The sequence below is a fragment of the Curtobacterium subtropicum genome, assembly GCF_030362975.1.
Taxonomy (GTDB): Bacteria; Actinomycetota; Actinomycetes; order Actinomycetales; family Microbacteriaceae; genus Curtobacterium; species Curtobacterium subtropicum.
The window spans coordinates 513544-537072 of record NZ_JAUCMM010000001.1; the positions used below are offsets into that span (position 1 = coordinate 513544).

The window sequence follows — 23529 nt, forward strand, 5'->3', positions numbered from 1 at the left end:
GCGTGACGGGGCCGCGACGCGCCTCCCGTCCGTCGCGTATTTAGTTGCACTCCGGAACCATCGGATGTATCGTTGCGCGGTCTGCAAAGTTACACAGTACGAAAAAGGAGTTCGATGACCGCCACCGCACCCGTCTCGGTGCAGCCCGGCCGCCTCGGCGCCGGGGCCGACGCGGCACCCGGAGTGTCCGGCACACCCGGCCAGCAGCCGCTCATGACGCACCGCCAGATCCTCCTGGTGATCTACGGCCTGATGGCGGGCATGTTCCTGTCGTCCCTCGGCCAGACGGTGTTCGGCACGGCGATCCGCACCATCGGCGACGACCTGCACGGTCTCGACCAGCAGGCGTGGGTGACCACCGCGTACCTGATCACGTCGACCATCGCGACGCCGATCTACGGCAAGCTCTCCGACATCTTCGGCCGTCGGCCGCTCTACATCTTCGGCATCGTCGTGTTCATCCTCGGCGCCGTGCTGTCCTCGATGTCCACCTCGATGCTCATGCTCGCGGCCTTCCGCGCCGTGCAGGGTGTCGGCGCCGGCGCGCTCATGTCGCTGCCGCTGGCGATCATGGGCGACATCCTCGCCCCGCGTGAGCGCGCGAAGTACCAGGGGTACTTCCTGGCCGTCTTCGGCATCTCGTCCGTCATCGGCCCGCTCATCGGTGGCCTGCTCGCCGGGTCGTCCGAGATCCTCTGGATCACCGGCTGGCGCTGGGTGCTCCTCATCAACGTCCCGATCGGCGTCGCCGCGCTCATCATGGTGATCGTCTTCCTGCACCTGCCGAAGGTGCACGGCACAGGCGACAAGCCGAAGGTCGACTGGTGGGGCGCCGCCGCGGTCATCGTCACCCTCGTGCCACTGCTGCTCGTCGCCGAGCAGGGCCGCACCTGGGGCTGGGGCTCCCCCGCCGCGATCGCGAGCTACGTGATCGGCGCGCTCGGACTCGTCGCACTGCTGCTCGTCGAGTCGAAGATGGGCGACGCGGCCATCATCCCGCTGAAGCTCTTCCGGTCGGGCACGTTCTCGATGGCGACCGTCATCGGGTTCCTGGTCGGCTTCGCGATGTTCGGCGCCATGCTGACCATCCCGCTCTACCTGCAGATCGTCGTCGGCCTGACCCCGACCGAGTCCGGCTTCGCCACGCTGCCGCTCGTCGGCGGCCTGATGATCGCGTCGATCACCTCGGGCCAGATCGTCGCCCGGATCGGCCGCTACCGGATCTTCCCGGTCATCGGCACCTTCCTGGTGTCGGCCGGCTACGTCGTCCTGACCTTCATGACGATCGACAAGCCCCTCTGGTTCCTCATGATCGGCATGTTCCTCATCGGGCTCGGGCTCGGCTCGGTCATGCAGTCCCTGACCCTGGCCTCCCAGGGTTCGGTCGAGGCCCGTGACATGGGCGTCGCCACGTCGTCGGCCACGTTCTTCCGCCAGATCGGCGGCACGCTCGGCACGGCCGTCCTGCTCTCGATCCTGTTCTCGGTGATGCCGAACAACATCCTGAGCGCCACCGCGAACCAGGCCGACCTGAAGCCGGCGCTGTCCGCGGCACTCGACCCGTCGGTCGCGAGCAAGCCGGCGAACCAGGGCGCGATCGAGAAGATCTGGGCGCCGATCACCACCCCGCTCCAGCAGACCGTGCAGTCGCAGCTCGACGACGCGTCGGCGCAGGCGAAGCAGGCGGCCGACCAGGCCGTCACGCAGCAGGTCACCGCAGCCGTGCAGCAGCAGGTCGCCGCGGGCACCATGCCCGCAGCAGCCGCCCAGGGCGTCATCGACCAGCAGGTCGCTGCGGCCACCCCGGCCGCCGAGTCCACTGCCCTCGAAGCAGTGGCGGAGCAGGCCCACGCCAGCGTGCAGGACGGCACCGTGACCGTCGACTGGTCGAACGCCTCGCAGCGCGCGTACTGGGTCGACGAGCTCACGCCGGCGCTCGCGGAGAAGATCGACGACGGCGCCAGCTCGGACTCCGCGGCGACGAGCACGAACGACACGTCGTTCCTCACGGGTGCCGACAGCCGTCTGACCCGGCCGTTCATGGCGGGCTTCAACGCCTCGTCCGTGACGATCTACTGGGTCGGACTCGGGGTGATCCTGCTCGCCTTCGTGCTCACGTGGTTCTTCCGGGTGCCGCCGCTCCGCCAGCGCTCGGCGCTGCAGGAGCAGCACGACGCCGCCAACGGGTCGTCGTCGGACGACGAGGACGGTTCCGCGCCCTCGGCCGAGGCCGACCTCGAGGCCCGCGCCGGACTCGCCGCAGCCGAGGCCGGATCGTTCACCGGGCCGATGACCGGCTCCACGCCGACCCAGCGTCGGTGACCCCCGGCCGCCTGCACCCCACGCCGGGGTGCGGGCGGCCTCCCCGCGTCGGGCACGTCCGACGCAGACGACCCGGCCCCCGGTGGACACGGTGGCCGCCCAGCACCACAGGAGTGCACGTGAGCACCACAGCAGCCCCGGAGCCGGCCACCGCGCCGTGCACGCTGCGCGAGCGGAAGAAGCAGCAGACCCGGCAGGCGCTCCACGACGCCGCCCTCACGCTCGTGTCCGAGCACGGCCTCGACGGCGTCACCGTCGAGCAGATCTGCAGCGACGCCGACGTCTCCCCGCGGACGTTCTTCAACTACTTCACGTCGAAGGCGCACGCCGCGCTCGGCCTCGACACCGTCGAGGTGCCGGAGTGGGCAGCGACGCGCTTCGCCGAGGCGGACGGTCGGCTCGTCGACGACCTGTGCGTCCTGATCGCCGCGACCGTCCCGCTCTCCCAGGACCGCCGCCGGATGAAGGAGCTCCTCGTGCTCCGCCCGGAGATGGCGCCGATGGTGATGCAGTGGATGGCCGAGTCGCGGCAGTCACTCCTGGCGACGGTGTCGTCGCGCACCGACGAGCAGACCGCGCGCACGGCCGTCGGCCTCGTGCTGTCGGCGCTGTCCGAGGTCGCGCACCGGGACACGGTCGGCGACAGCGACGAGCTCGCGGCGAAGCTCCGGACCGTCGTCGCCGAGATGGGCGCGATCGCCGCGGGCTGACTCCAGCCCTCCTCGACTCAAGACACCGCCGGGCGCTCGAGACGCCGCCGCTCTCGACGGCGTCTCCCCGATCCGGAGGCGTCTCGGCGTTCGAAGGACATCCCGGCTGGTCCGGCGGTAGCGTCGACGCATGGACGGCACCGCCCTGACCCCGTACCTCCTGCTCGCCGGCACCGCTCGCACGGCGCTCGCCCGCTGGCAGCAGGTCTTCGGTGGCGAGGTCCGGATCGCCTCGTACGAGGACGCCGGGCGCGAGGACGGTCCGCCGGCGGCCGTGGCGCACGGCGAACTCGTCGGTCCCGTCCGGCTCTTCGCCGCCGACGCCGGGCCCGACGACGCCCCGTTCGCGGCCTCCGGCCTGCTGCTCGCGCTGCTCGGGACCGCCGCCCCCAGGGTGCTCCGCCGCTGGTTCACCGACCTGGCGACGGACGGGACGGTCGTCGACGACCTGCAGGAACGGCCGTGGGGCGACTGGGACGGCTCCGTGCGCGACGCGTTCGGCGTCACCTGGCTGATCGGCTTCGAACGCTCCGCACTCGACCCCCAGGGTTGAGCCGGCTCAGCCCGCCGCGGGCCGGTCGGAGCCGAGCGGCAGCAGCGGCGCCCAGAAGGCGTCTCCCCCGTCGGCGACCACGGCGTCGGACTCGAAGCGGAACCCGTACTCCCGCACGAAGTCGAGTGCTGCGGCCTGCTCGTCCTCGGCGTCGTCGGACGCCGCGTCGACCAGGTACACGCCGTGCCCCATGCGCACGCCGGAGTCGCTGATCACGGTCAGGTCCCACCGGCCCTCCTCCGCACGCTCGATGCGGACGACGGCAGCCTGTGCAGCGGTGAAGTCAGCCATGCAGCGGAGCCTACGGACCACCACCGGGGCGCGTTCAGGGTGGGGCGCGCCGTTAGCCTGACCGCATGGACACCCCGCAGCCGTCCGGTACGACGAAGCGCCGGATCACCCTCGACCTCGACCGACCGCTGCTGACGTGGGGCGCCCGACCGACGGTGACGATCGACGGCGTCGGTCACCCCGCCCAGTGGGGCACCGGCACCTGGGCGGTCGCCGACGACGGCTCCACCCGGATCGGGGTCTCCTGCTTCAACCGCCTGTGGCGCTTCGGCGCCGCCAGCAGCACGGTCGGCGACGCCGACCGGTTCGCCTACCGCAGTGGGCTGCTGCCGCTCGGTGCGGGTCGGCTGACCGCCCGACACACCACGGAGTGAGCCGGGAGGCCCGGTGCCGGTGCGCGGGTCAGCTCACCGGCACCGCGCCTCCCGTCAGTCGTAGATCGCGATCCAGTCGACGCTCACGTGCCCGGAGGCGGTCGCCGGCACCCGTGCGCCCGTGTCGGTCTCGGCCTGCAACGTGACCCGCATCGGCTGCGTCGGCACGGCCTTCGTCGTCGACGCGACGAGCACGTCGTCCCAGTAGAAGCGGACGACGCCGGCGTCCCACTCCGTCGTGGCGACGTGCCAGCTGCTCGTGTCGGTCGGCGCGAAGGTCTCGCGCTCCGGCTGGAACGTCATGGCGCCGTTCCGCAGGCTGCCCGGGATCGCCGACGCCGGACGGGGAGGCGCACCGAGGGTGGCCTCCGGCCAGTCGATCTCCCCCTGGTTCCAGTCGTCACTCGACGGCCAGAGGATCACGCTGAACTTGTAGCCCGGGGTCGTCGTGGTCTTGTAGCGGATCGACACCCGGCCCGTACGGTGCGGTGCGTACCCGTCGGGCATCACCGCCGCCGAGAGCGGCTGCCCGCGGTCGGACCGGAGCCAGAAGTCGAGCACGCCGCCGTGCACGCTCAACACCTTCGACGGCGTGTAACGACCCTGCCCGCTCGTGTCGGAGAACCCGTCGTACAGGCCGATGCGCGGGTACTTCATGCGGAAGGTGCCGGCGGGCGCGGACCGGAAGAAGTCCTGCACGGCGGTCTGCTTCCAGGTCCGTCCGTTCGACACGACGTTGCCCGACGGCGCGATGGTCGTGCCGCTCGACGTGTCGGCGGCGGATGCGGGGTCGGGGGTCGAGACGCCGGCGACCGCGCCGGCGGCGAGGACGGCGACGGTGAGGGCCGCGACGATCGAGGACTGCATGGGGCGCTCCTGCCTGGGGGCGACGACGTGGGTGGCGTCGATGCACCATGGTGGTGGTGCTCGGTGTGCCCAGCTGTGTCGGCTCGGGAAGGGCTGCCGTCAGTGAACCCACCCCGGGCTGTCAGGGAACCCGCGGTGATGTCCCCCGATCACGCGGGCAGAACGGTCTGCCCCTGACCGGTCCGGCCGCCGGGAACCGCTCCAGTAGGGTGAGCGGCATGTCAGTCGGGTTGCTCGCCGTGGTGGACGACATCCTCTCCGCGGCCCTCAAGGCCAGCGCGAAGACCGCAGGGGTCGTGATCGACGACGCGGCGGTCACGCCGCAGTACGTCCAGGGGCTGCAACCGGCCCGCGAGCTCCCGGTCGTCGGACGCATCGCGCTCGGCAGCCTGTTCAACAAGTTCGTCATCATCATCCCGCTGGCGCTGCTGCTGTCGGCGTTCGCCCCGTGGGTGCTCCCGTGGCTGCTCGTCATCGGTGGGACGTACCTCTGCTTCGAAGGGGCCGAGAAGGTCACCGAGTGGTTCGGCGTGCACCACGAGACCACGGGCGACGCGCAGCCCACCACGGAGCCCAAGCTCGTCTTCGGCGCGGTCCGCACCGACCTCATCCTGAGCACCGAGATCATGCTCATCGCCCTGTCGAGCCTGGACACGGGGCTCGCCTTCTGGCCGAAGGTCGGCGCCCTCGCACTCATCGGGCTCGGGATGACGGCCCTGGTCTACGGCGCCGTCGCACTGCTGGTGAAGGTCGACGACATCGGTCTGCAGATGATGAAGAACGACTCGCGACGGACCCGTCGAGCGGGAGCGCGGATCGTGCGCGCGATGCCGACGGTCTTCCGCGTCATCAGCATCGTGGGGACGGTCGCGATGCTCTGGGTCGGTGGGCACCTGGTGATCGCGAACCTGGCGGAGACGCTCTGGGCCGGACCGGAGCACCTGCTGCAGGCGATCGAGCACGCGGTCGAGGCCGCGGGTCCGGTCGTCACGTGGATCGTCGACACCGCCGTGTCGGCAGTGTTCGGGCTCGTGCTCGGCATGGTCGTGGTCGGCGTCGTCCTCGGCATCGGCCGGCTGCGCGGTCGCACCCACTGATCGCGAGACCGACGCGCGTCCGTCCCGCGACGCCGGCGGACTCAGGCGTCCGGGTCGGTGGTCGCCGTCCAGAGGTACCAGGCCTCGAGCTGCGCCTGAGCACTGCCCAGTGCGCTGTGGGAGCCGCGGACCGTGCCGTCCTGCGAGACAAGTTCGTACTGTCGGTCGTGCGTGATCCGCGCGATCGGGCGACCGTCCGCCCAGGCCGACCAGGAGTCATCGCGGTCCTGATGCCAGGTGAGGTCGTTCCGGTGTGCCATGATGGGCGGCTTCCGCTCGGTGCCGCAGGAGCCCGGTTGGCGGAACGACCCGTCGGACGCTACGCCGTCCACCTGGACGGTGTGCAGCGCCGATGGCGCTCGGAGCTCGACGGCCCTGGGCGCGACCGCGGTCAGAGCTCGACGTCGCTGCCCATCGTCACGGTGCGCTGGGCCGGCAGGCCGAACCGGGCGGCGGGATCGGCTGCGTTGTGCGCCAGGCCGACGAAGAGCTTCTTGCGCCACCGCGCCATGCCCCGGTTGCCCGGCTGCGGCCGGAGGGCGCCGCGCGAGATGAAGTACGACGCCTTCGCGATCTCGTCCGGGTCGATGTCGAGCACCTCGGCCAGACAGGCGGCATGGAGGGCGCGCGGCAGGTCCTGGTCGTCGGAGAACCCGAACTTCACGGTGATGTGGTCGATGCCGTCGTCCTCGTAGCCGAGGTCGTCACGGAAGAACGCCTTCGCGTGCGGCACGTGCGGCACGTTCGCGGTGAGCACCGAGACGATGAGCACGGTCCGGTGCACCACGTGGTTGTGCTCGACGTTCGCCCGGAGGGCCAGCGGGGTCGTCTCCTTGTTCGGGTGCGGGAAGATCGCGATCCCCTCGACCCGCGGGATGTGCTTCGTGTTGATGCGCTCGATGAAGCCGGCGAGCGACCCCTCGCGTTCCTTGCGTTCCTCCTGCACGAGCTGCCGTCCACGGCGCCACGTGGTCATCAGCGTGATCACCGCGAGGGCGATGAGCAGCGGGACCCAACCGCCGTGCACGATCTTCGACAGGTTGCCGGCGAGGAAGGTCAGCTCGAGACCGCCGAAGACCACGGCGGCCAACACGAGCTTCCACGTCGCCCAGTGCCAGAGCGGCTTGACGACCAGGAGCAGCAGCAGCGTGTCCACGACCAGCGCGCCGGTGACCGACACCCCGTACGCCGTCGCCAGGCTCGCCGACGACCGGAAGGCGAGCATGATCGCCAGCACACCGATGAAGAGCAGCAGGTTGACCGCCGGCAGGTAGATCTGGCCGCCCTCTTCACGCGAGGTCTGCCGGATCGTGAGCGGTGGCAGCAACCCGAGCTGGATCGCCTGGCGCGTGAGCGAGAAGGCACCGGAGATGACGGCCTGGCTCGCGATCACCGTGGCCATCGTCGCGAGCACCACGACCGGGATCTGCAGGGCATCGGGGAAGAGCAGGAAGAACGGGTCCTTCGCCGCCGAGGGGTCCTCGAGCACGAGCGACGCCTGCCCCAGGTAGTTGAGCACGAGCGCCGGGAACACGACGAAGAACCAGGCGCGCAGGATCGCCGGCCGACCGAAGTGGCCCATGTCCGCGTACAGCGCCTCGGCCCCGGTGATGACGAGCACGACAGCGCCCATCGCCACGAAGGTGATGTACGGGTGGGCGACGAGGAAGGCGATCGCCCACGTCGGCGACAGCCCCTGCAGGACACCGGGGTGCGCCACGATGTGCGGCACGCCGGCGACCGCGATGACGACGAACCAGAGCAGCATCACCGGCCCGAACAGGTTGCCGACCTTGCCGGTGCCGAACCGCTGCACCAGGAACAGCAGCACCAGGATGACCGCCGCGATCGGCACGATGAGGTGGTCGAGCGACGGTGCCGCGGTCGACAGCCCCTCGACCGCGGAGAGGACGGACACGGCCGGCGTGATCACGGAGTCGCCGTAGAACAGCGAGACGCCGATGATGCCGATGACCAGGAAGACCGTCGCTCCCCCGCGACGCTTCGCGTACAGGCGCCGGGCCAGGGCCGCGAGCGCCATCACCCCGCCCTCGCCGTCGTTGTCGGCACGCATGAGCACGAGCACGTACTTGATCGACACGACGATCGTGACGCTCCAGAACATGATCGAGATGACGCCGTACACGTCCTCCTGGTTCGCCTTGACGATGCCGCCGTCGATGGTGAACACCGTGCGGAGGGCGTAGAGGGGGCTCGTGCCGATGTCCCCGAACACGACGCCCAGCGCGGCGAGCGCCAGGGCGGCGACGCCCTTGGCGGGGCCGTGGGCGCCGTCGTCGACCGCGTCGGTCGTCGGCGACTGGGAGCGGGTCTCGGTCACGCTCGTCTCTTCCGTCGGGGTCGTCCGGGCGACGACCGCGGATCATCCTTGCACCGCTCGCACTCCGGCGTTCACGGCGGACACCCATCCGTGCACGACTGTGCGGAGACCGGCTGGTGTGGAGGACACGTACCCCGCCCCCTCGACGTGTACAGGAACCGCGTCCTACCGTTCGGGGCGACGCGAGCGCGGACGTCCCGCGCACGGAAGGAGTGCACCATGAACCTCGACGGGTTCGAGCCGGCCCAGCTGATCGTCTTCGTGATCGCGGTCGTCCTGGTGTTCGGCGGCCTGATCGCCAGCCGACGGCGTCGCTGAGCCGCGCCGGTCTGCGGGACCGGCGCGACAGAACGAGACCGGCGACCAGCGGACGGGAGGCGCGGGACCGACGGGTGCCGCGCCTCCCGTCCGCCGGTCGGTACCGGCCGTCGCCTCAGGCCGCCAGGTCGAGCAGCACGTCGTGTGCCACGCGCGCAGCACGCGCCGACGCATCGTCGAGGTGCTCGCGGAACTCGTCGCCGTCGGGCGCACACAGGTCGCTGATCCCCCGGATCGACAGGAACGGCATGGCGTGCACGTGTGCGAACTGGGCGATCGCGGCCGACTCCATGTCCACTGCAGCGACCGCCGGGAAGACCTCGCGCAGGGTCCGGGCGCGGCCCTCGGTCACGAAGACCTCGCTCGACCCGATGGTCGCCGACCGGATGCGGTACGGGGTCTGCGCGGCCGCCGCGCGGGCGAGCATCCGCGAGTCGGGTGCGTACTGCGGCGGCATCCCCGGGACCTGCCCGAGCGCGTAGCCGAAGGCCGTCGCGTCCGCGTTGATGTTGACGTAGTGCTCACCGACGACGACGTCGCCGATCTGGACGCCGCGCATCAGGCCCCCGGCGGTGCCGACGCTGAGCACGGGGACGGCACCGAAGTCGTGGTAGCAGTGCGCGACGGCCGCCGTGGCGTTCGTGAACCCGATGCCGCTGCGTCGCAGGGCGACCACCGAGCCGTCCACGTCGAGCAGGTGGTGTTCGTCGTGTCCGCCGACCGGGCCGTCGTCGATGACCACGCCCCCGAGCAGGGCGGCGACGGCGGACAGTTCCTCGGTCATCGCGGCGATGACGACGGCGACGGGCGTTGCTTGCACCGACCGATCCTCGCACGGCGCGGTCCCACCGCCGTCACCGGACCTCGAACGTCCAGAGCGAGTAGCCGTACGGCGTCGCCCGGTCGACACCCTGCAGACGGAGCTGTCGCCAGCTGCCGGACAGCGGGACCCGGTCGGTGCCGCCGTCGCCGTCCGTGACCGTCGCGATCGTCGTCCACTCGCCGGTCGTCCCGTCCCGTCCCTCGATGCGGTAGGCGCGGCCGTACGCGGCCTCCCACCGGATCGTCGCCTCGTGCACCTCGTGCCGCGCGCCGAGGTCGACGTCGAGCCGGGCGTCGTCCCGGTGCTCGCTCGCCCATCGCGTGCCCGGGTCCCCGTCGACGGCGTTGCGCGCCGGGACCCCCGCCGACTCGTCGCCGGATGACGACACCACGGCGCGGCGGGCGAGGTCCGGCGTCGGTGCGCCCTCGGTGGAGAACACCCGGAACGACCACACGGAGACGCCGTACTGCGTGGTGCGCGTGTCGGCGACCAGGCGCACGAAGCGGGCGCGGACGCCGTCGAGGGCGTGCGTCTCGGTCCCACCCCTGCCATCGGTCGTCGTCGCGACCGTACGCCACGGGTCCGATGCCCGGTCGCGCACCTCGACGTGGTCGGACGCGGCCGCTGCCGCCTCCCAGGCGACCTCGACGCGGTCGAGCGGCAGCACCGAACCGAGGTCGACGGCGAGCCACTCCCCGTCGCGGGCGGTGCTCGACCACCGGGTCGTGTCGTCGTCGTCGACCGCCGCGTCGCCGGACAGGTCGCCGCGCTCGTCCGACGAGGTCGTCACCGGCTTGCCGACGGCGACGTCGCGGGACACGACCGGTGCGACACCCTGGTCGAGCGTCCTGAGGACGGCCTGCCCGGTCGCGCCTCCACGGGTGGCGTGCACCGTCGTCGTCACGCCGCCCCGGTCAGGGACCGTCGCCGTGCCCGAGGCGCTCACCGTCGTGCCCTCGTCGGCGGTCCAGGTGGGCCGGGCACCACCGGTCAGCAGTCCGCCGTACCCGTCGGCGTCGAAGCCGTACGCCGCGAGCCGGACGGACGAGCCGGGCAGCACCGTGGCACTGCGCGGGGCGACCAGCAGGTCACGGACGTCCACGTCGGACGCGGTCGGTGTTCCGGTCACCTGCACGTCCCACACCGAGTAGCCGTACTGGGTGAGCCGGTCGGTCAGGTGCAGCCGCACGAAGCGGCCGGTCGCTCCGACCGGCACGGTGTCGACCGAGGCGTCCGTGTTCGTCACGGTGCGGACGTCCCGCCAGGGGCCGTCGTCCGTGTCGGACACCTGCACGACGTACCGTGCCGCGGCAGCGTTCTCCCACGTGACCCGGACCTCCTCGACGTCCCGCACGGAACCGAGGTCGAGCGTCAGGTCCACCGTGTCGACGCCGTGCGCACTCTCCCACCGGGTGGCGGGGTCCCCGTCGACGGCCTTCGCCGCGGTGTTGCCCCCGTCCGTCGAGCTCGCCACGGCGGAGGTCCCGCTGACGACGGGCACCGACGCGATCGACGACACGACGGCAGCACCCTCGACGTCACCGACGGTCGCCACGACCCAGCCCGCGCCTGGGGCCGAGGTGGTGAGCGTCCCGTCGCCGGTGACCGTGCCGGGTGCAGTGGTGCTCCAGGTGACGACGGTGGGCAGCGGCGCGGGGTCGCCGTACTAGTCGTGCCCGGTCGCCGAGAAGATCGTCTGCTCGCCGACCACGACGCGCGTGACGTCGGGCGTCACCGTGATGCCGGTGAGCAGCGGCGCCGGTGCGACGCGGAGCTCGTACGAGTCGGAGACCGTGCCGACGGTCGCGGTGACGGACACCTCGTCCGCTGCCGCTCCCGCGTGCAGGGTGCCGTCCTGGTCGATCGTCCCCGCACTGGTCGACCACCGCACGTCGTCGAGCGGCATCGTCGCGCCGTACTGGTCGTGGCCGGTCGCGGTGAACACGGTCGTGCTGCCCGGGGTGACCGTCCGCGGGTCGCCCTCGGTCCCGACGACGACCTCCGCCAGCCGGGCGTCGAGGTGCGACGTGATCTGCGTCCGGGCGGGTACCGCGATCTGCCCGATGACCCGCTGGCCCTCGAAGACGTCGTACGTGCGCTGGACGTCGTCGATGTTGTCGATCACGTAGGAGTACGTGCCGTCGGCAGCGCGGAACACCTGGCTCAGCGGGTCGGACGTGTGGCGGTCGGTGACCTCGTGCCCGACGGTGCGGTTCGACATCGCCTGGTGGTAGACCATCCCGGCCATCGAGCGGCCGGTCACGGCCGGGTCCTGGTCGGCCCAGAGGGCGGCGTGCACGTCGGCGTACGTGTCCGGGTCGTACTGCGCGAGGAACCCGAGGACGACGTTGCCGAGCGCGTCGCCCATCTCGCTGAACACCGCGGCTGCGTGGGCCGTGTCGGCACCCGGACGGTGGTCGGTCAGGTCGACGCCGTACAGCCGGTCGATCGTGGCGGGGTCCGCCCGGTAGTCGGTGACGAGGAACGGCAGGAGCGGTGACTGCGTCGGCCAGTCCCCCGGCTGCCGGTCCGCCGTCGGGCCGTCGAGCTGCGCGGGCACGAGTGCCGCCGGCAGGGTCTCGGGCGTCCAGTACCGAGCCGGGAACACGACGGAGCCGTCCTCGTCGACCGAGACGTACAGCGAGTCCGTCGACCGGTCGTACAGCGGGTTGGACGCGGTCCTCGCCGTCACGTAGCCCGGGTGGTTCCGCTCGACGGCGCGGATCGCGTCCTGCAGCTCGCCGATGGCGGCGACCCGGTCCTGCGTGATCACGACGTCCCCGTAGGTCCCGACGCCCCACCACTTCTTCGTGAGCATCTGCACGTGCCCGGCGTTGCCGCTCACGACGCCGTCCTGCCCGACGACCTCGCCCCGTGCGGCCATCATCTGCCGCATGAGGGCCCTCGAGAAGTCCGGGTCCCACCCGAAGTACGTGAACCACGGCGCGGTCGGCATCCACTGGATCCCGTAGATCCACGCGGGGTCGCCGGAGAAGTACGTCGCCTCGGCCTGGCCGGAGTCGAACAGGATGCCCGCCTGGCCCGCGTCGTAGGCCTCGGGGAACGCACCGTTCCCGTCGTACGAAGCCGACGCCGGGTTGCCGTGGGCGTTCTGGTAGTAGTCGCGCACGGCTGCACGCTCGGTGACGTACTGCACCGCACCCGCTGCCTGCATGTCGCGGTCGCCCAGCACGGTGCCGAGCAGGAACAGCCCGGCCTCGGACTGGATCGCCTCGGACGACGACTCCTGGTTGTTGCCGCCCGGCGAGGAGACACCGCCGGCGTTCGAGTGCCCGCTCCACACCCCGAAGGTGCGGAAGTGCGGGAAGCGCTCGTCGTCCCGGTCCCAGTTCGCGTACTGCTTCGCGACCAGGGTCGCCATCTCGCCGTACCGCTGGGCCCACTCCGGATCGGCCCGACCGAGCAGTGCGGTCGCGAGCGTGAAGTAGCCGTAGTGGAAGTGGTTGTCGTTGAACTGTGCGGACCCGTACGAGTCGCCGAAGCCGATCAGGGCCTTCCACGTCGGGTACATCGCGAAGAAGTGCTCCCGCTCGCCCTGGCTGTACGTGTACCAGTCCGTGAGCGCACGCTCGAGGGTCGCCCGCATCCGGTCGGCGTCCTCGGTGTCGCCGATCTGGTCCGCGACGCTCATGTACGCGCCGAGCTGCTGCAGGTCCTTACCACCCCAGTAGGTGTCGCCGCCGTAGGTCGTCTTCTCGGCGTACTCCGACAGGTACTGCCGCATGACGTCCTCGCGGTACGGGTCGTCGCCCGTGCTCGTCGGCTCGGCGCCGATCGGGGTCAGCCCGCTGAAGGCGTACCGCAGCGTCCAGCCGTCGTGCCCCACGGTCGTCTTCATCGTGCCCCGCGGTGTGGCGTAGGTCGCACCGGTGAAGTCGAGGTCGTGCGTCGCTTCCGCGTACTGGTGCTGCAACCACCCCTGGACGGTGTCGTGGTCCGTGCCCTGCAGCACGTCGGTCTGCAGCGACCACCGCTGCTCGACCTGTCCCGCCGCGGGGTCGTACGAGTAGTCCATCCGGGTGTCCCGCGGCACGGCGAAGGCAGTCCGGTGCAGGTCGTCGAGCGTCAGTCCCTGCTCGGGCACGGCGCTGAGCACGAGGAAGGGGGTGCCCGCGGACGCCTCGAGCGTGGTGCCGGAGCGGGTGAACGTCGTGCCTGCGGGTGCGTGCACGCCGAACACGTGCCCGTCCTGCCGGACCTCGAACCGGTCCGTCGTGATCACGCCGGTGAGTTCGGCACCGGCACCGTCGGTGAGCACGGCACCGTCCTGCAGCGTGATCCGTGGGGTCATGCCGTGGAACTCGAACCACTCGTACGGCGACCCCTGCACGCTCGTCACGTCCATGTACTGGCCACCCGGGCCCGCCTGCGGCATCCGCCAGCTGACGTTCCAGTCGCCCCAACGCAGGGCGTCGGCCCGGTCGGCGGAGAACGCCGTGGTGAACCGCTGCGCGACGCCGTCCGGGGCGTCGGTGAGCAGCACCTGGTCGACCAGGACGTGCGCCCACCCGGCGCGGAGCGAGTCGACGACCCGGAGCTGCGCCGTCTCGCCGCGGTACGGGCTCACGTCCCACGACGCCCACCGCAGCTCCTCGCTGTCCGCGCCGATGGCCTCTGCGACGACCTCGCCGTCGACGAGCAGCTGCACCGCCTCGGCACCGGGGTGCCGACCGCCGCCGACCAGGAAGGCCAGGGTCGACCGGTCGACGGTGAACTCCGGCGAGGTGAGCGTGCCGGTCGCGCCGTCGCCGTCACGGCCGGTGAACGAGTCGAGGAACCCGCGGCCGAGCCAGCCCGACACCGCGCTCTGTCCGGGAGCGGTGCCGGAGGCGGTCCCAGCGAAGGCGTCCCCGGTCGTGGTCCACCCGTCGGGCAGGCCGTCCTCGAAGTCGGCGAGCACCCGGTCCGTCGCGTCGGGCGTCGGGTCGACCGTGCCGCCGACGGTGACCGGGGCGTCGAGGCGCATCGCGGTGCCGTCGGCGTTCCAGGACCTCGGGTAGGTCACCTTCGTCCCCTGCGCACTGTTCGACGAGACGAACGGGTACGCCCACATGTCGCCGGAGTACCTGCTGACGAGCAGGTCGGTCCACCACTGGTTCGTGGGGACGGGCTTCCCCTGCTGCGACGGGTCGATGTACAGGTGCTGATCGACGGTCTTCCGCACGTCGGCGATGGACGCGATCTCGGCCGGCGGCGTCGGCGCGTAGGACCCGTCGCCGACGCGCACGCCGTCGACGCTCGCCACGGCCGGGTCGGCAGCGGTCGCCGCGGGCCGCTCCGCCGGCGGGTGTGCCGGATCGGCGGTACCCGACCCGGCGGCCGAGGTGGCCGCGGTGTCCGGCGGCGGGGTGGCCGCGGCAGCGGGATCCGCGGTGACGACGGGCGCGAGCGAGAGCGCGCCGAGCAGGAGCGTGACGACGACGGTGCGGACCAGGTGCACGGAGGGGTCCCTTCCGGGGCGGAGGTTCGGCGGCGGTGCGTGCGTCGGGTCGCACGGACCCCTGTCGGCCGCCTCGACCTCGACGTCAGCAGAAGTGAGGATCCGTCCCGGAAGCGTGGTGGTGCGTGGCCTCCGTCCGCGGGCGCCGAGCCCGGATGCGCACCCTGCCGCCGCCCGGGTCCGGCGGGGCTACGGTCGGACCGGTGACGGACGAACGACGCCGCGAGGTCGGCGACAGCGACGCCCCGGTCGAGGACGAGATCGAGGAGTCCTTCGACGCGGTGGTCGACGAGGGCGCCGAACGGCTGCAGCGCACGACCCGGGTCGTCCTGGCGACGGGCTTCGCCGGCGGCCTGGAGATCGGTCTCGGCGTGATGGGCTACCTCGCCGTGCTGCACGAGACCGACAGCCACCTGCTCGCGGGCATCGCCTTCAGCATCGGGCTCGTGGCGCTGTACCTGGCGCACAGCGAGCTCTTCACGGAGAACTTCCTGATGCCGATCGTGGCGCTCGTCGCCCGCGAGGGCACGGTCCGGCAGCTCGTCCGGCTCTGGCTCGGCACGCTGGTCAGCAACCTCGCCGGCGGCTGGGTCGTGATGTGGCTCGTCGTACAGGCGTTCCCGCAGTGGCACACGGTGCTCGAGGAGTCCGCCCGGCACTACGTCGACGCGCCCTTCGGGCTGCAGACCGCGGTGCTCGCCGTGCTCGGTGGCAGCACCATCACCCTGGTGACGCGGATGCAGCAGGGCACCAGCTCGGACCCGGCGAAGCTCGTCGCGGCAGTCGCCGGCGGGTTCCTGCTGGCCGGTCTGCAACTCTTCCACTCGATCCTGGACTCGCTGCTGGTCTTCGGCGCGATCCAGGCCGGTGCGGCGATCACCTACGGCCAGTGGGCCGCCTGGTTCGGCTACGTGCTCCTGTTCAACGTCCTCGGCGGGGTCGTGCTCGTGACCTCGCTGCGGATCATCCGGTCGGCGGACCTGCTGCGCGGGCGGCGGCGCGAGGCGCCGGACGCACCGGACCGAGGGGCCGACGAGCAGGAGCGGGGCACCACGCGCTGACCGGCACGGACGACGGACGGGAGGCCCGTGGCGGCGCCGCCACGGGCCTCCCGTCCGTCGTCGGGTCGCCTCAGTCGGCCGTCGACCCGGCCGCTGGATGCTCCACCGGCGCCGTGTCGTCGGGTCCGACCGACGCCGTCACGGCGACCGCGTGCGGGCCGGGGTCCACCAGCAGGCGGCGCCTGCCGTCGGTCGCCGACCCGGCGAGCAGCGCCGTCATCGAGCCGGTCCCGCCGCCGGACGAGACCTCGACCGAGGACTCGTCGAACCAGAGGGTGAGCGCCACGCGGTCGCCGTCGGGTCGGACCGTCGCGGCGACGTGCCGCTCGAACGCCGCGGGGAGCCCGTCAGCGGCGGGCCGGTCGAGTCGGAGCGAGGCGCCCGCGGCGTCGTACCGGAGCCCGAGCCGTCGGCGGCCGTCGGCGTCGTCGACGTCGAGCCGCACCGTCCCCTCCGCCGCGCGCAGCGTGATCGCGACCTCGACACGGACCACGCCGGGCAGGTCGTGCTCGCTGGCCGCGTCGCTCGCTCGTCGGAGCACCGTCTCCGCAGCGCCGTCCGGCCCGACGATCCGCTGCACCAGCTCGAGCCGCCCGCCCCGCTCGGTGAGCCCGAGGACCCGCGCGGCCGTCATCGCGCCGCGCCACGGCCGGGTCGGCAGCTCCTTCGCGTAGTCCCAGTTGCCCATCCAGGCGACGAGGATCCGGTCCGGGCCCTCGGTGCCCGAGAAGGTGACGCCGGCGTACGCGTCCGGACCGTGGTCGAGCCACCGGTACGTCGCGAGCTCCTCGGTGGTCTGCTGCCGCCACGAGCCGTCCGACAGCCGGGTCTCGGCCGGCAGCGGCTCCTCGGGGACGAACCGCTCGCCGTCGAACTGCCCGAGCACGACGTGCGTGCCGGAACCACCCGCGACCCCGCCGGGGTTGAGGCTGATCAGCAGCACCCAGACCACGCGGTCCGGGTCGCCGTCGACGGTCAGCGGGAACAGGTCCGGGCACTCCCACACCCCACCGACCGGGCCGGCCGGGCCGTAGGTCGACACGAGCGTCCACGAGCGCAGGTCGGTCGAGCGGTGCACGAGCACCTGGCGGTCCTGCGCCTCGACCGCGACCATGATCCAGCAGGGACCGTCGGCGCCCTCGTACCGGAACACCTTCGGGTCGCGGAAGTCGGCGGACCCGCGACGCAGCACCGGGTTGCCCGGGTGCTTCCGCCACCGGTACCCGCCGTCCGTGCTGGACGCCAGGGCCTGTGACTGCTCGGTCTCGGCCGCCTGGGTCCAGATCGCGACCAGGGGCGGGTGCCCGGCCGACCCGAGTCCGCTCGTGTCCTCCGCATCGAGGACGACGGAGCCCGAGAACACCTGGCCGTCGTCGTCGGCCTCGAGCGCGACCTCGTGCTCGGTCCAGGTCAGCAGGTCGGTGCTCGACGCGTGCCCCCAGCCGACCGTGCCGTGGTCGATGCCGTTCGGGTTGTGCTGGAAGTACAGGTGCCACCGGCCGTCGTGACGGACGAGCCCGTTCGGGTCGTTCATCCAGTTCCGGGCGGGTGTGAAGTGCCACCGGGGACGGCGGATCGTGGCGCCGTCCGCTGCCGACTCCGTGTGCTCGGCCTCCGCCACCGTGCTCACTTGACGGACCCGGCGGTCAGGCCGCGGACGAAGAAGCGCTGGAGCGACAGGAACACCACGAGGGGCACGATCAGCACGATGAACGACCCGGCCGCGACCAGGTTCCAGCCCGATCCGTACTGTCCCAGCAGGCCGAGCAGCCCCTGCTGCAGCACGGGGTTCGTGTTGCCGATGAAGATGTACGCCACGAGGTAGTCGTTCCACACCCAGAGGAACTGGAAGATCGCGAACGACGCCAGGGCCGGCACGGACATCGGGACCGCGAGCCGCCAGAAGATCTGGAAGTGCGACGCCCCGTCGACGCGGGCTGCCTCGATCAGCGCGACCGGCAGCGTCGACATGTAGTTCCGCAGGATGTAGATGCACAGCGGCAGCGCGAACGCCGAGTGCACGATCCAGGCCGCGGGGAAGGTCCCGGTGATCTGCAGTCCGGTCGCCTCCGTGATCGACTTGTAGAGCTGCAGGACCGGGATGAGCGAGATCTGCACCGGCACCACGAGCAGGCCGACGATGACCGCGAAGTAGAACTCCTTGAACCGGAACTGCAGGAACGTGAACGCGTAGGCCGCGAACGCCGAGATCATCAGCGGCAGGATCGTGGCCGGCACCGCGACCGCGACGCTGTTCAGGAACTCGGCCGCCAGGCTCTGCCCGGTGCCGGAGGTCGCCCCCGTCAGGGCGTTCGAGTAGTTGTCGAGGGTCCACTCGGTGCCGAACAGGTTGCCGAAGACGGTCCACCACCCGGTGCTCTGGGCGGCGGTCGTGGTGCGGAAGCTCGTGACGAGCAGGCCGATCGCGGGCACCATCCAGAGCACCGCGATGATGCCCATCACGATGCTGAGCAGGACACGGGGACGCTGCTCGGCGCTGGTCTTCGTGACCCGCTCGCGCTTCGTCGCGACGAGCTTCGGTGCGCCGGCAACCGGGACGATCTCGGTCATCGGAGGGCCTCCTGTTCACGGTAGGTCCGCACCTGGTACACGATGACCGGCACCACGGCGAGGATGAGGATGACGACCACGGCGGACGCCTTCCCGGGGTTGTTGAACGCGAAGAACTGGGAGTAGAACTCGACACCGAGCACGTTCGTGTCGAACTGCCCGTTGGTCATCGCGAAGACGATGTCGAAGATCTTCATCACCGTGATGAGCACCGTGATGCCGACGGCGATGATCGTCGTGCGGATCTGGGGCGCGATCACCCGGAAGAACGCCTGGCGCTCGCTCGCGCCGTCGATGCGTGCCGCCTCGATCGTCTCCTCGGGCACGGCCTTGATCGCCGCGGACAGCAGGACCATCGCGTAGCCGGCGTTGAGCCAGATCACGACCGCCATGAGCAGGAAGCTGTTCATGCGCAGGAAGTCGTTCTGCAGCCACGGGATCGGGTTCTGGTGCGTGATCGCGGTCCAGATGCCGTTGAGCAGGCCGACCTGCGGCTGGCCCGGGGCGTTGTACGCGTACACGAACGACCACATCGACGCGGCGGCGATGAAGCTCACCGACATCGGCAGGAAGATCAGGGACTTGAAGGTCTTCTCGCGCTTCGGGCCGAGGCGGTCCGCCAGGGTGGCCACGAGCAGGCCGATCACGACCACCACCGCGGGGACGACGATGATCCACAGCAGGTTGTTGAGCAGGGTCGACAGGAACGACGGCGTCGAGAAGAGCGACACGTAGTTGTCGAGCCCACCGAAGGACGTCAGGCCGTACTGGTCGGTCTTCTGCAGGCTCTGGATGACGGTCTGCACCGTCGGGACGACCAGGAAGACGAGCAGGAGGAGCAGGACCGGGCCGATGAACACGTAGGGCAGCAGGCGACCGTGCCACTTGCCGTGCGTCTTCGAGACCAGGAAGTTGAGCCCGAGGTAGATCAGGAACGAGACGGCCAGTCCGCCGATGACGGAGACGAGGACGCTGAGGACTTGCTGCACGAGGGGTCACCTCACTTCGTTGTCGGGGTGTGCTGTCGCGGCGTGCAGGCGCCGAGGGCCGTGGGGGGGGCCCGGGGGCCCCCCCCCCCCCCCCCACGGCGAGGGGGTGTTACTGGGACGGCCAGGAGTCGTCGATGGCCTTGAGGGTCTGGTCGAGGGACTGCTGTCCCGCCGTCCAGGCCGTCAGGTTCGTCCACTCGGTCCCGGCACCCACGGCACCGGGCATCTGGTCGGAGGCGTCGAAGCCGAAGACCTTCGAGTCCTTCACGGCCTGCTGGGCGACCTTCTGGAACGGGCTGGTGTACTCCGAGGCCGGGAAGTCGTTGTGCGGCGAGAGCGCGGCGGACCAGTTCTTGGCGTAGCCGTTCGTGCCGAACTCCTTGCCGACCAGGTAGTCCACGACCTTCTTGGTGTCGTCGTCCTTCTTGAACGCGGCGACCAGGTCACCACCGCCGAGCGTGCCGGACGTCGCTGCGCCCTCCGGGGTCGGGAGCGGGAAGGCGTTCACGTTCGTCGTGTCGCCCTTCGCGATCTGCTCCTGGATCGTCTGCGGGAAGTTGCCCGTGATGAACGTGCCCTGGCGCATCATGTAGCACTGACCGGCCGACTTGCCGCCGTCGACGAACAGGTTGTTGCCCGCCGCGCCGAAGTCGGTCGACGCCATGGCCTTGCCGCCGCCGTTGACCGCGCCGTCGGCGAAGATCATCGACTCGACCTTGCCCGCGGCCTTCTTGACCAGCGGCGAGTCGAACTTCACCTTGTGGGTGATCCAGTCGTCGTACTTCTCGAGGCCGCCGTAGCGGAGCACGTACTCCTCGAGCCAGTCCGTCATCGGCCACCCGTTCGACCCCTGCGACGCGATGCCGACGCACCACGGGTAGCCGGAGCCGTCCTGGATGATCTTGTCCTGCAGCGCCGTGAGCTCGGCGTCCGTCTTCGGGACCTCGTACCCCTTCGCCTTGAACGCGGCCGGGTCGTACCAGACCAGCGACTTCACGTTGATGTTGTAGGGCAGGCCGTAGGTCTTGCCGTTCACCTTCGCGATGTCGGCGAGACCGTTCGCCTCGTCCGCCGTGACGCTCTTGACGTCGATCAGGTCGTCGAGCGGCTGGATGCCCTGGCTGATGAGCGACTTCAGCACACCGGGCTGGGGGAAGATCGCGATGTCGGGGGCCTGACCGCCCTTCACCTGGGTGACGATCGACGTCTGGAAGCTGTCGCTGCCCGAGTACTTGACCGTGATGCCCTGGCTCTTGGCCCACGTGTCCAGGTCCTTCTGGAACGCCGTGGCCTGTGCACCGGTGAACCCACCGGAGATCGTGACGGTGCCGCCCGACGACGACCCGGATCCGCCGGCACTGCAGCCGGTCAGCGTCAAGCCGGTCCCGACCGCGAGCGCGGCGGCGACGGCGATGCCCTTACGAAGCCTCATTACTTCGACCTTTCACTCGCACAAACCCAAATCGTTTTGTGTCGAGGAAGAGCATCACACAGGGCGCAACCGCTCGCCACGGGCGGAGGTCACGAACGAGTAACGGTTGCCGATCCGATCGAGTCGCGGACGACGAGCTCACCGCGGAGCCGTTCGACCCCGGCACGCGGTGTCGGCGGCGCGGGCAGCGCCCCGGTCTGCTCGAGCGCGCGACGGACGGCGGCGCGCCCCATCTGCTCGTGGGGAAGCGCCACGGTGGTCAGGCCCGGGCGCAGGGCGGCGGCGACGAGCTGCAGGTCGTCGATGCCGACGACCGACAGGTCCCGACCGATGCGCATCCCCCGCTCCTCGGCGACCTGGTACACGCCCATCGCCATCTGGTCGTTGAAGGCGAACACCGCGGTCGGCCGCTCGGCGTCGTGCCCGTCGGCCGTGCCCGGCGGCACCGGCCCGAACAGCTCCGTCGCCGCCCGGTGACCGGCCGCGGCATCCGCGACCTCGCCGCCCGCGCGGACGACCACGGGGGTGCCGCCGGCCGCGACCAGGGTCCGCTCGTACCCCTCGACGCGGCCCGTCACGGCGGGACCGGCACCCTCGACCGTCAGGTGCGCGATCCGGCGGTGACCGGCGTCGAGCAACGCCCGGACCGCCGTCGCGGCGATGTCCTGCTCGTCGGGCACCACGGACGGTACCGGGGCCGCCGGGTCGAAGGCGTCGAGCAGCACGGTCCGGGCCGGGTCGAGCGACCGCGGCAGGCGGATGACCCGGTTCGACGCCGAGGCGAACACCACCGCGTCGACCTGGCGCTGGATCAGGGCGTCGATGCGCGGGTCGTCGAACTCCCCCGCTGCGATGTCGACGATCATCAGGACGTGGTCGTGCGCGGCGGCCTCGGCCTGTGCACCGACGATGATCTTGCCGGCGTACGGGGTCGACGCGATCTCCTCGGACACGAAGCCCAGCACCGCTCGCCGATCGGTCCGCATGGCGCGGGCGATCGGGTTCGGGGCGTACCCGAGCCGCTCCACCGCCTCCTCGACGCGCAGGCGCGTCCGGGCGCTCACGGTGCCCTTGCCGCTCAGGGCGTGCGACACCGTCGTGATGGACACCCCTGCCTCGGCCGCCACGTCGCGGATGCTCGTCGATCGCGCCACGTGGTCTCCTGCCCTCTGCCGGTCCGGCTCGTCGGCCCGACGGGAACCGCCCGCGGACCGCACGTGCTGAGCCTAGTCACGCACTCGGCGGACGCGGGGTCCTCGACGGGCTACCGCTGCGCGGGCGCTCCCACGGCGAGCGCCGATGCCAGGGTCGCGATCAGACCGAGGCGGGCGAAGTACGGCCGGGCGCCCACGGGGAGCAGCGCGATCAGGGCGAAGGCGTTCGCTGCCGTGTCCGCGAGCCGGTCCTGCTCGGACGCCGACAGCCGTACCCCGGCCGCGACGAGGGTCGCCCAGCCGACGATCTCCGCACTCGGCAGCTCCGGGTCGCAGACGCTGGCTCGGTCCACACCGTCGGGCAGCGGGGCGCCGCGGTGTGCCGACAGGACCGCCTCGAGCTCTTCTCGCATCGGTCCACCGTAGAGAGCGGCTCGTCGCCGGTCCCAGGGAACCGGGGGACGCCGCGGTCCGGTCGCCGGGTCGACTCTCGGGCCGCCCGGGTTGAGTGGGGGCGTGCAGCCACCTCCCGAACCGACGCAGACCCCGGCGGACGGCTCCCTGCTGTCCCTCGTCTACGCCAGCCGTGCGGTCGTCGGCTTCGGCCTCGACGACCTCGACGAGCTGCTGGTCCACGCCCGCAGCGCGAACGCCCGCGCCGGGGTGACCGGCCTGCTGCTGTTCCGCGACCACCGGTTCCTGCAGCTGCTCGAGGGGCCGTCGGCGGCGGTGCGCGAGAAGATGGCGTACATCGCCGAGGACCCTCGACACGACCAGGTCACCGTGCTGCTCGAGGAGCAGGTCTCCTCGCGGCAGTTCCCCGACTGGTCGATGGGCTACGCAGCCGAGGCGACCCTGCAGCGCGCCGCGGTGCCCGGGCACCGCACGACCTTCGACGACCTCGACTTCCTGCCGGACGACCACGGCGGGGCGCCCGACCTGGCGACGGTGCGCGAGCTGCTGCAGTGGTTCCGGCAGGACCGCGACGGCAGCGGCGCGGACACCGGCACGGCCCGCGCGCACTGACCTCCTCGTCCGCGTGAGACGACGACGGACGGGAGGCACGGCACCGGCCCGCACCGCGCCTCCCGTCCGGCGCCGCCCGCGACCGCAGCGTGTCCCGTCGACCCGCGCCGTGCCTCCCGTCCGCCCCGGCGCGGGTCAG

The 23529-nt window shown here is 71.4% G+C and carries 20 protein-coding genes; 7 read left to right on the plus strand and 13 right to left on the minus strand.

What is annotated here, in order from left to right; all coding sequences use genetic code 11:
* The first annotated feature begins 114 nt into the window (after positions 1 to 114).
* The 3 genes from QUG98_RS02315 (at position 115) to QUG98_RS02325 (ending at position 3585) form a co-directional block, all read left to right on the plus strand.
* Entirely contained in the window at positions 115 to 2322 is a 2208-nt protein-coding gene (locus QUG98_RS02315; RefSeq protein ID WP_434533407.1) for an MDR family MFS transporter, read from the plus strand.
* A gap of 119 nt (positions 2323 to 2441) precedes the next feature.
* A complete protein-coding gene (locus tag QUG98_RS02320) occupies positions 2442 to 3032 on the plus strand; it encodes a TetR/AcrR family transcriptional regulator (RefSeq protein ID WP_289469012.1) in 591 nt (196 codons plus the stop codon).
* A gap of 130 nt (positions 3033 to 3162) precedes the next feature.
* Positions 3163 to 3585: a VOC family protein gene (locus tag QUG98_RS02325; protein ID WP_289469013.1), complete on the plus strand. Its 423-nt coding sequence runs from the start codon at positions 3163 to 3165 to the stop codon at positions 3583 to 3585.
* 6 nt (positions 3586 to 3591) lie between these two features.
* Here the strand turns inward: QUG98_RS02325 and QUG98_RS02330 are convergent, their stop codons facing one another.
* The gene (locus QUG98_RS02330; protein ID WP_289469014.1) at positions 3592 to 3876 is read right to left on the minus strand and encodes a hypothetical protein; all 285 of its coding nucleotides are present in this window, start codon (positions 3874 to 3876) and stop codon (positions 3592 to 3594) included.
* Positions 3877 to 3941: 65 nt separating this feature from the next.
* On the opposite strand from QUG98_RS02330, the gene QUG98_RS02335 reads away from it, so the two are divergent.
* Complete coding sequence (locus QUG98_RS02335; RefSeq protein WP_289469015.1) at positions 3942 to 4250, plus strand: hypothetical protein; 309 nt, start codon at positions 3942 to 3944, stop codon at positions 4248 to 4250.
* A gap of 54 nt (positions 4251 to 4304) precedes the next feature.
* On the opposite strand, the gene QUG98_RS02340 is transcribed toward QUG98_RS02335, so the two are convergent.
* Entirely contained in the window at positions 4305 to 5117 is an 813-nt protein-coding gene (locus QUG98_RS02340; protein ID WP_289469016.1) for a glycoside hydrolase family 16 protein, read from the minus strand.
* A 218-nt stretch (positions 5118 to 5335) separates the two neighbouring features.
* Between QUG98_RS02340 and QUG98_RS02345 the strand changes: the two genes are divergently transcribed.
* A complete protein-coding gene (locus QUG98_RS02345; protein ID WP_289469017.1) occupies positions 5336 to 6214 on the plus strand; it encodes a DUF808 domain-containing protein in 879 nt (292 codons plus the stop codon).
* Positions 6215 to 6255: 41 nt separating this feature from the next.
* On the opposite strand, the gene QUG98_RS02350 is transcribed toward QUG98_RS02345, so the two are convergent.
* From QUG98_RS02350 to QUG98_RS02370, 5 genes are all read right to left on the minus strand, one after another.
* A complete protein-coding gene (locus QUG98_RS02350) occupies positions 6256 to 6474 on the minus strand; it encodes a hypothetical protein (RefSeq protein ID WP_289469018.1) in 219 nt (72 codons plus the stop codon).
* A 131-nt stretch (positions 6475 to 6605) separates the two neighbouring features.
* Positions 6606 to 8555, minus strand: a complete 1950-nt coding sequence (locus tag QUG98_RS02355; protein ID WP_289469019.1) for a potassium transporter Kup — start codon at positions 8553 to 8555, stop codon at positions 6606 to 6608.
* Positions 8556 to 8988: 433 nt separating this feature from the next.
* Positions 8989 to 9693 carry a 5'-methylthioadenosine/S-adenosylhomocysteine nucleosidase gene (mtnN, locus tag QUG98_RS02360; protein ID WP_289469020.1) on the minus strand — a complete coding sequence of 235 codons (705 nt, stop codon included), beginning with the start codon at positions 9691 to 9693 and terminating at the stop codon, positions 8989 to 8991.
* A 34-nt stretch (positions 9694 to 9727) separates the two neighbouring features.
* A complete protein-coding gene (locus tag QUG98_RS02365) occupies positions 9728 to 11251 on the minus strand; it encodes a discoidin domain-containing protein (RefSeq protein WP_289469021.1) in 1524 nt (507 codons plus the stop codon).
* Positions 11252 to 11362: 111 nt separating this feature from the next.
* Positions 11363 to 15157 (minus strand): glycosyl hydrolase, encoded by a 3795-nt coding sequence (locus tag QUG98_RS02370; RefSeq protein WP_289469022.1) that lies wholly within the window; start codon positions 15155 to 15157, stop codon positions 11363 to 11365.
* Between the two features lie 203 nt (positions 15158 to 15360).
* On the opposite strand from QUG98_RS02370, the gene QUG98_RS02375 reads away from it, so the two are divergent.
* On the plus strand, positions 15361 to 16218 hold the full coding sequence (locus QUG98_RS02375) for a formate/nitrite transporter family protein (RefSeq protein WP_289469023.1): 858 nt from the start codon (positions 15361 to 15363) through the stop codon (positions 16216 to 16218).
* 70 nt (positions 16219 to 16288) lie between these two features.
* On the opposite strand, the gene QUG98_RS02380 is transcribed toward QUG98_RS02375, so the two are convergent.
* From QUG98_RS02380 to QUG98_RS02405, 6 genes are all read right to left on the minus strand, one after another.
* Positions 16289 to 17848 (minus strand): glycoside hydrolase family 32 protein, encoded by a 1560-nt coding sequence (locus QUG98_RS02380; protein WP_289469024.1) that lies wholly within the window; start codon positions 17846 to 17848, stop codon positions 16289 to 16291.
* Positions 17845 to 18789, minus strand: coding sequence for a carbohydrate ABC transporter permease (locus tag QUG98_RS02385; RefSeq protein ID WP_289469025.1), 945 nt, complete (start codon positions 18787 to 18789; stop codon positions 17845 to 17847). The genes QUG98_RS02380 and QUG98_RS02385 overlap by 4 nt, the downstream gene beginning before the upstream one ends.
* Positions 18786 to 19778 (minus strand): carbohydrate ABC transporter permease, encoded by a 993-nt coding sequence (locus tag QUG98_RS02390; RefSeq protein ID WP_058748928.1) that lies wholly within the window; start codon positions 19776 to 19778, stop codon positions 18786 to 18788. The genes QUG98_RS02385 and QUG98_RS02390 overlap by 4 nt, the downstream gene beginning before the upstream one ends.
* Before the next feature lie 109 nt (positions 19779 to 19887).
* Positions 19888 to 21210, minus strand: a complete 1323-nt coding sequence (locus tag QUG98_RS02395) for an ABC transporter substrate-binding protein (protein ID WP_289469026.1) — start codon at positions 21208 to 21210, stop codon at positions 19888 to 19890.
* 89 nt (positions 21211 to 21299) lie between these two features.
* On the minus strand, positions 21300 to 22364 hold the full coding sequence (locus QUG98_RS02400; protein WP_289469027.1) for a LacI family DNA-binding transcriptional regulator: 1065 nt from the start codon (positions 22362 to 22364) through the stop codon (positions 21300 to 21302).
* A 110-nt stretch (positions 22365 to 22474) separates the two neighbouring features.
* On the minus strand, positions 22475 to 22777 hold the full coding sequence (locus QUG98_RS02405) for a hypothetical protein (protein ID WP_289469028.1): 303 nt from the start codon (positions 22775 to 22777) through the stop codon (positions 22475 to 22477).
* 103 nt (positions 22778 to 22880) lie between these two features.
* Here QUG98_RS02405 and QUG98_RS02410 point away from each other — a divergent pair, with 103 nt between their 5' ends.
* Positions 22881 to 23390 (plus strand): BLUF domain-containing protein, encoded by a 510-nt coding sequence (locus tag QUG98_RS02410; protein WP_289469029.1) that lies wholly within the window; start codon positions 22881 to 22883, stop codon positions 23388 to 23390.
* Positions 23391 to 23529: the final 139 nt, after the last annotated feature.